Origin of the sequence: Kribbella sp. VKM Ac-2571, assembly GCF_004362255.1 — a bacterium.
GTDB classification, from domain to species: Bacteria; Actinomycetota; Actinomycetes; order Propionibacteriales; family Kribbellaceae; genus Kribbella; species Kribbella pratensis.
Genome location: NZ_SNWS01000004.1, coordinates 429425 through 435971, shown reverse-complemented (window position 1 = coordinate 435971; position 6547 = coordinate 429425). Strand labels below are relative to the sequence as shown.

General features: G+C 68.1%; 10 protein-coding genes. 8 read left to right on the top strand and 2 right to left on the bottom strand.

The window, feature by feature from the left end; all coding sequences use genetic code 11:
* The first annotated feature begins 89 nt into the window (after nt 1–89).
* Both EV651_RS12510 and EV651_RS12505 read left to right on the top strand, forming a co-directional pair.
* Complete coding sequence (locus EV651_RS12510) at nt 90–659, top strand: transcriptional regulator (RefSeq protein ID WP_133785291.1); 570 nt, start codon at nt 90–92, stop codon at nt 657–659.
* Between the two features lie 74 nt (nt 660–733).
* Nucleotides 734–1513 carry a GAF and ANTAR domain-containing protein gene (locus tag EV651_RS12505; RefSeq protein WP_238156838.1) on the top strand — a complete coding sequence of 260 codons (780 nt, stop codon included), beginning with the start codon at nt 734–736 and terminating at the stop codon, nt 1511–1513.
* 160 nt (nt 1514–1673) lie between these two features.
* Here EV651_RS12505 and EV651_RS12500 read toward each other — a convergent pair whose 3' ends face one another.
* On the bottom strand, nt 1674–2012 hold the full coding sequence (locus EV651_RS12500; protein ID WP_133785290.1) for a hypothetical protein: 339 nt from the start codon (nt 2010–2012) through the stop codon (nt 1674–1676).
* Between the two features lie 222 nt (nt 2013–2234).
* Nucleotides 2235–2720 (bottom strand): MarR family winged helix-turn-helix transcriptional regulator, encoded by a 486-nt coding sequence (locus tag EV651_RS12495; RefSeq protein WP_133785289.1) that lies wholly within the window; start codon nt 2718–2720, stop codon nt 2235–2237.
* Between the two features lie 57 nt (nt 2721–2777).
* Between EV651_RS12495 and EV651_RS12490 the strand changes: the two genes are divergently transcribed.
* From EV651_RS12490 to EV651_RS12465, 6 genes are read left to right on the top strand one after another with little or no spacing between them, the layout of a single operon-like run.
* The gene (locus EV651_RS12490; RefSeq protein WP_133785288.1) at nt 2778–3665 is read left to right on the top strand and encodes a glutamate-cysteine ligase family protein; all 888 of its coding nucleotides are present in this window, start codon (nt 2778–2780) and stop codon (nt 3663–3665) included.
* Nucleotides 3662–4621: a glutathione synthase gene (locus tag EV651_RS12485; protein ID WP_133785287.1), complete on the top strand. Its 960-nt coding sequence runs from the start codon at nt 3662–3664 to the stop codon at nt 4619–4621. Before EV651_RS12490 ends, EV651_RS12485 begins: the two co-directional genes overlap by 4 nt.
* Complete coding sequence (locus EV651_RS12480) at nt 4618–5010, top strand: MAPEG family protein (protein WP_133785286.1); 393 nt, start codon at nt 4618–4620, stop codon at nt 5008–5010. The genes EV651_RS12485 and EV651_RS12480 overlap by 4 nt, the downstream gene beginning before the upstream one ends.
* Before the next feature lie 49 nt (nt 5011–5059).
* On the top strand, nt 5060–5539 hold the full coding sequence (locus tag EV651_RS12475; protein ID WP_133785285.1) for a pyridoxamine 5'-phosphate oxidase: 480 nt from the start codon (nt 5060–5062) through the stop codon (nt 5537–5539).
* Nucleotides 5536–6231 (top strand): DsbA family protein, encoded by a 696-nt coding sequence (locus tag EV651_RS12470; protein ID WP_133785284.1) that lies wholly within the window; start codon nt 5536–5538, stop codon nt 6229–6231. Before EV651_RS12475 ends, EV651_RS12470 begins: the two co-directional genes overlap by 4 nt.
* Nucleotides 6232–6274: 43 nt before the next feature.
* Nucleotides 6275–6478, top strand: coding sequence for a hypothetical protein (locus EV651_RS12465; protein WP_133785283.1), 204 nt, complete (start codon nt 6275–6277; stop codon nt 6476–6478).
* Nucleotides 6479–6547 lie beyond the last annotated feature (69 nt).

Genomic DNA, 6547 nt, shown 5'->3' with positions numbered 1-6547 from the left:
CGAGCGACCGACCTAGACCGTCACCCCGGCTCCCGCCGAGTCCCAACAGCAAGCACCATATCGGTGCCCACAGCAAGGATGGTGCCCTAGTGACCGTCCCTGACTACGAGCTGGCGGACACTGTCGAGCTGACGACCGCGGAGCAGGTGCGGGCGATCAGCGATCCGCTCCGGACGACGATTCTCGGGCTGCTGCACGAGCGGGCGGCGACCGTGACGGAGCTGGCAACAGCGGTCGGGCGGCCGAAGAGCACGGTCGCGCACCACGTGAAGGTGCTCGCCGACGCGGGCATCCTGCAGGTGGTCCGGACCCGGAAGGTGCGGGCGATCGAGGAGCGGTTCTACGGGCGTGCGGCGCGGATGTTCTTCGTCGGGCTCGGCCGGCAGGGCGACCATGGACAGCTGCCGCACGACTTCAACGACTTCGAGGTCGCGGCCGAGGAGTCGAAACCGGCGTACGACGCGGGTCAGATGCGCTCGTTCATCCGGCACGCCCGCATTCCCGAGGAGCGCGCCGCGGAGTTCTGGCAGCAGGTCGACACGTTGATCCACACGTTCGACCAGCTCCCCCGCGCCGGCGACACGACGTACGGCTTCACGGTCGGCCTCTACCCGATCGGCGACTACCCGACTCTGCCACCGGCCGAAGACGAAGGCTGATCTCCGGCGCCCAACTGCGCCGAGCGGCGTAGCGTGGAGGCGGGGAGGTTCTCCGGTCGCCCGGAGGTGACACGGTGGATGACAGAGCGGATGACAAGGGTGATGCGCCGCTGGTCGACGCGCTGAGCTCACTGCACTCGCTGCTGCTCGGCGCGCCAGGGCTCGAGGAGCTGCTCGCGAAGCTGGTCGATGTCGCGGCCAAGATCGTCGAGCCGCCGGCATCCTGCGGGATCACGACGCGGTACGACGGACAGCCGCAGACGATCGTGAGCAGCGACGCCCGGGCAGCGTGGATCGACGAGCAGCAGTACAGCCTCCGCGAAGGGCCCTGCCTGGACGCCTTGGCCAGCGACGCCCCCGTGGATGTCGCCGACTATCTGGACGAGAACCGGTGGCCGCAGTACGTCGACGCGGCACGGAAAGCCGGAGTCAAGGCCTCACTCGCCCTTCCACTGATCGTCGACGGGCAGACGATCGGCGCGATGAACCTGTACGGATACGAGCGGCCGGACACCTTCAGTGAGGCGGACCGCGAGCGCGCGACGGCGTACGCCGAACAAGCCGCCACCACGCTGGCCTTCGCGGCGCGTGCAGTACGGCAGTCGGAGCTGGGTGAGCAGTTGGAGCAGGCGCTCGCGTCGAGGTCGGTGATCGACCAGGCACTCGGGCTGCTGATGGGCCAGGAGAAGTGCGATGCCCGCACCGCGTTCGAGTTGCTGCGCCGGCATTCCCAGAACCACAACCGCAAACTCCGCGACGTGGCCGCTGCCCTGATCGCCCGGCACACCGGCCGGCCGGCGGTCGACAGTCGCGCCTTCGAGTCCGGCGCGAGAGGTGGTGACACCAGGACGTGACCCGACCCGTAGTTCCGGTCGCACACGCCCTGGTGTCAGGAAGGTGTTCTGCCGTCATGAGAATCAAGAGGTGAGAGCCCTCGGTGTGACCCGGCCCGCGTTACTCGCCGCACACACCCAGGTGCCGTGATGTCGCCTCTGCCCTCGTTGATCGGCACAGTTATCGGCTGTTGTTGCTTCTGGTTGACATTGACCCACTCGCTGCCGGCTGCCCGGTAGCGAGTTCGTCGACGACCTGACGATGACCCACCTGCGCCTGCAGGAGACTCGGCCACATCCACCGGCACGGGCGGTTGCCTCCGACCGCGTGCAGCAGGGTCTCGAAGACCCGTGGCCTGCTCGGCAGATTCAGTCCGAGCCACATCGTCATGACTTGTACCTGGTGCCCCTCGACGGCGACGGCGTCGCTGGCGATCACGACGTACTCCGGCCGTGCCGTCAACGCGAGCCAGGTGGTGCGCTTGATCACGTGACCTTGCCGGTCGACGTAGAGGGTCATTGGTGTCCCCTGTGCATCAATGCAGTACTGCGCACTACTGCGGACTACCTGCCGGATGCGACGACCTGGAACGAGATCCCGTGATCCGTCAACACTGGACGGGACTGTCGGGAGTCGCACACGATCGGCACCGGAATGGTCCGCAGGCTGTTCTCCCAACCTTCGGGCAAGCATAGACACGCCGACCTGCCCTGACAACTGTTCTCAATCCATGAGATGCGCTCAGGCCGTGTTCGCGGCTTGGCTCTCCTCGGCCGCGAACCGATCGAGGACGTCGACCAGCCGCTCGAGCACGTCGCGCACGACGGCGTACTCCTCCTCGCCGAACTCCTCGGCGAAGCGGCTCTCGAGCTCGCCCAAGTACGAGAAGCCGTCGCCGGCCACGGCCAGTCCGTGCTCGGAGTACGTCACCACCTTGGCCCGGCCGTCGTTCGGGTCGGACCGCATCTCCAGCAGGTCGAGCGCGACCATGTCGCGGATCACCTCGCCCATCGACTGCCGGGTGATCCCGGCCCGCGCGGCCATGTCGGCGGCTCGGGCGCCGTCGGCGTGCAGAAAGCCGAAGACCGAGTTGTGAGCCATCTTCACCTCGGTGTGCCCGTCGGCGTGGGCACGGCGGACCATGTCCGACTGCAGCGCCCGGTTTGCACGCTCAACCAGCGAGATCAGCGGCTTCCGATCGAGTCGCGAGACCTGAGGTCTTGACATGTCGTAAGGATACCTTCCAATATTTGACAGGAATCCTTACGGTATCAGGAGGGGACGATGGAGGCCAGGAAGCTGCACCCGGTGGTGGCCGGTCTGTTCTCGCGGGGGCAGCGGCGGACCGTCCGGGTCGCGATCGAGCAGGAGTACGTCGTTGCCGCGGCCGATGGCGGCGTGGTGCCGATCGAAGAAGTGCGGCGGGCGGCAGAGGCTTCCTTCGCGGCGCCGTACGTCAGCTTCGAGCCCGGCGGACAACTCGAACTGAGCCTGCCCCCGTCGCTCGATCCGATCGGCGATCTGCGTCGGCTGACTGCCGACCTCCGGCGTCGGCTGGCCGGGATCACACTAAAGGCAATCCCGGTCGACCCTCGACAGGATGTGCCGTTGCAGTTGACCTCGGCGCGGTACGTCGCGATGCAGCGGCACTTCGACCGCATCGGACCAGCCGGTCGGCGAATGATGCGCCGTACCGCATCCACCCAGATCTGCCTGGACTGGTGGCCGGGGCAGGCAGGCATCGAGCAGTGGCGGGTGCTCAACCTCGCCGGGCCGTTCCTCGCGGCACGGTTCAACCGCAGCGACCGGTTGGCGACTTGGTTGGCGGTCGACCCGGCGCGTACCGCGTTCGACGACAGCCTGCTGCGCGACGAGGACCCGGTCACGTCGTACGCCGCCTTCGCCGCGGCCGCCACCGTCTTCGTCGACGGGCCGGTCGGGCACGTGAGCACGCTGTTCCCGCCGACCCGCCCGCGCGGGACGTACCTGGAGGTGCGCTTCCTCGACGCCCTCGAACCAGACGCAGTGGAGCGTGCGGTCGCCGTACTCAGGCAGCTCATGTACGACGACGTACGCCGACGCGACGTACTGCGGGTGCTCGAAGGGTCGTGTTCCGCCGAGCGGTGGCGTGCGGCGGCGACCGGCGTACTGGATCAGGAGGTGGCGGCATGACCGGCGTGCTGTTCGTGACCGACCCGTTGGCCGGTCTGCAAGGCGATATCGACGCCAGCGTCGGGTTGATGAGTGCGACGCAGGATCTGGGAGCCGACATCTGGTGCTGCTGCCCGGAGGAACTCGCGGTCGTCGACGGGCGGGTGTGCGCGCGGGCTCGGCGGATCCGGCTGCGGCCGCGTGTCGCCGGTGGTGATCATCGGTGGATCGTGGACTCGACGTGGTGGGACGAGCTCGGTACCGCGGTCGTCGACGTCGCGTCGTTCGAGGTGGTGCAGCTGCGGATCGATCCGCCCGTCGACGCGCGGTACCTGCACACGACGTACCTGCTCGATCTCGTCGAAGCGGCGGGCACGCGGGTGATCAACCGGCCGGAGGGGATCCGGGCGATGCACGAGAAGCTCATCGCACTGCAGTTCCCCGAGTTGTGCCCGCCGACGTACGTCGGCGCCGATCCGCTAGCACTGCGGTCGTTCGTGCGGGGCGTCGGCACGGCGGTCGTGAAGCCCGTCGACGGGTTCGCGGGGATCGGTGTGTGGCTCGTCCGGGACGACCGGAGTGCGATCGCGTTGCTGGAGTCTGCCACGCACGGCGGGCGCCGGCACGTGATCGCGCAGCAGTTCCTGCCGACAGTTGCGGAGGGCAACAAGCGGTTGTTCCTGCTGGACGGCGAGATCGTCGGCGCGGTCCTGCGGCGGCCGGCCGTCGACGACTTCCGGATCGGTCCGCCGGTGGCACCGGCCGAGATCGACGACCACGACCGCGCGATCGTCGCCGTACTCGGACCGGTACTACGCAAGCACGGCCTGGTCATCGCCGGTCTCGACGTGATCGACGGCCGGCTGATCGAGGTCAACGTCACCTGTCCCGGCGGCATGCACAAGACCGACGCCCTGCTCGGGACCCACCTCAGCCACACGATCGTCAGCAGTCTATTCAAGGGAGCACTCGTATGAGCACCATCACCGTTGTCTGCATCGCCCTCATGGGCATCCTGTTGTTCCTGCTCGGCGCCAACGTCACCCGGAACCGCGCGCTCCGCACGGACGGCAACCAACTGCCGAGCGATCCCGCGGACCGGCTGCTGATCGCGGTCCGTGCGCACGGCAACGCGGCCGAGTACATCCCGACGATGATCGTGCTGCTGCTGGTCTGCTCGGCATTGTCCGACAGCTGGCTGATCGACGTACTCGCCGTCGCGGCCGTCGTCGTCCGGTTCACGCACGCGCTCGGCATGCTGCGGTCCACCACGCTCGCGACGCACGGCCCGCTCCGCGATATCGGTGCCATGGGCACCTATCTCGTCGGGATCGCGCTCGGCGTCACCGCGATCGTGACGATCTGACGGCAACTCGGGCATTGAGAAACGGACCACGGTCCGTTAAGGTCGGCGCATGGACACGCGTGCCGGACTCGACCGGATCAACGAACTCGGACAGCGGGATCATTTCCTGGCAGTTGCCATTACTCAGCGACGATCTGGTGAGCCGGCCGCATCGGTGGTGAACGCCGGGGTGCTCGACCACCCGGTGACCGGCGAACCGGTCGTCGCCTTTGTCGCGCGCGGCCGGACGGCGAAGCTCACGCATCTGCGACGTACGCCCGCCGCGACGCTGGTGTTCCGCGCGGAGTGGGAGTGGATCGGCGTGAGCGGATCGGTCGAACTGGCCGGGCCGGACGATCCGCTGGAAGGGATCGACGCGGAGCGGTTGCGCGTGCTGCTGCGGGACATCTACCACGCGGCGGGCGGCGTACATCCGGATCTGGAGGCGTACGACCGGGAGATGGTGGCGGATCGACGTACGGCGGTGCTCATCACGCCGGAGCACTTCACCAGCAATCCGTCCGGCGCCGATCACCAGGAGGACGAGTGAACGTCGCACCCGGGACGATCCAGGTCTGGTCGGACCTGCTGTGCCCGTTCGCGCACGTCGCGATTCACCGGCTCCGGACGACTCGGACGGAGCTCGGGCTGGACGGCGCGGTGCGGCTGGATCACCACACATTTGCGCTGGAACTGTTCAACGGCCCGCACTCGCGGCCGGGGACCGACAGTGAGGCGGTCGGGCTCGGTCAGCTCGCGCCGGAGATCGGGTTCCGCCTGTGGACACAGCCCGATTGGACCTACCCGTCGACGGTGCTGCTCGCCGCCGAGGCCGTCCACGCCGCCAAGGCGCAGGGACTGCAGGCCTCCGAGGACCTCGACGCGGCGCTTCGCCGGGGCTTCTGGTTCGAGTCCCGGCCGATCGGTCATCGGCAGACAATCCTCGAGATCGCGGCCGACGTCGAGTCGGTCGACGCCACCGAGCTGGCGGCGGCCCTCGACGACGGCCGGGCGCGATCCGCGGTGATGGGCGACCACGCAGTCGCCGTCACCGACGCCGTGCAGGGCAGCCCGCATCTCTTCCTCCCGGACGGCACCGGCATCCACAACCCGGGCATCGACGTACGCTGGGAAGGGCCCTGGGCGTCCGGCTATCCGATTGCCCGGAGCAACGACCAGGACTGGCCGAAACGCCTCCTGCACGCCGCCGCGGCGCCCGGATCGTCAACGACCTCGCGATGACTTGAGCTACCGTTGGCGACTCACCGTGACGAAGGAGTTGCTGATGGCTGACGAAGGGGCCTGGAGCGGGGTTGTCGTCAAGAAGTCCCGGGCCATGTACGACGGCGCGAACCTCTACCGCAAGCTCGAAGTGGAACTCGACGGCGGCGAGGTCCGCAACGTCAAGGTGAAACGCGACCTCTGGAAACAACTCGAGGTAGGCGACCGCATCACCAAAGAACCCGGAGCAGACCCCCACCAGGCCTAGCCGCCGGCCTCCCAAGCGACCCGACCGATCGAGAACCGCCGGTAGTAGCTCGCAACCCCGTTGCACGCT

Bases quoted from the DNA above. Each gene is read 5' to 3' on its own strand.
- EV651_RS12495 (WP_133785289.1), bottom strand. From the start codon at position 2,720: ATGTCAAGACCTCAGGTCTCGCGACTCGATCGGAAGCCGCTGATCTCG.
- EV651_RS12465 (WP_133785283.1), top strand. From the start codon at position 6,275: ATGGCTGACGAAGGGGCCTGGAGCGGGGTTGTCGTCAAGAAGTCCCGG.
- EV651_RS12480 (WP_133785286.1), top strand. From the start codon at position 4,618: ATGAGCACCATCACCGTTGTCTGCATCGCCCTCATGGGCATCCTGTTG.
- EV651_RS12500 (WP_133785290.1), bottom strand. From the start codon at position 2,012: ATGACCCTCTACGTCGACCGGCAAGGTCACGTGATCAAGCGCACCACC.
- EV651_RS12490 (WP_133785288.1), top strand. From the start codon at position 2,778: ATGGAGGCCAGGAAGCTGCACCCGGTGGTGGCCGGTCTGTTCTCGCGG.
- EV651_RS12485 (WP_133785287.1), top strand. From the start codon at position 3,662: ATGACCGGCGTGCTGTTCGTGACCGACCCGTTGGCCGGTCTGCAAGGC.
- EV651_RS12475 (WP_133785285.1), top strand. From the start codon at position 5,060: ATGGACACGCGTGCCGGACTCGACCGGATCAACGAACTCGGACAGCGG.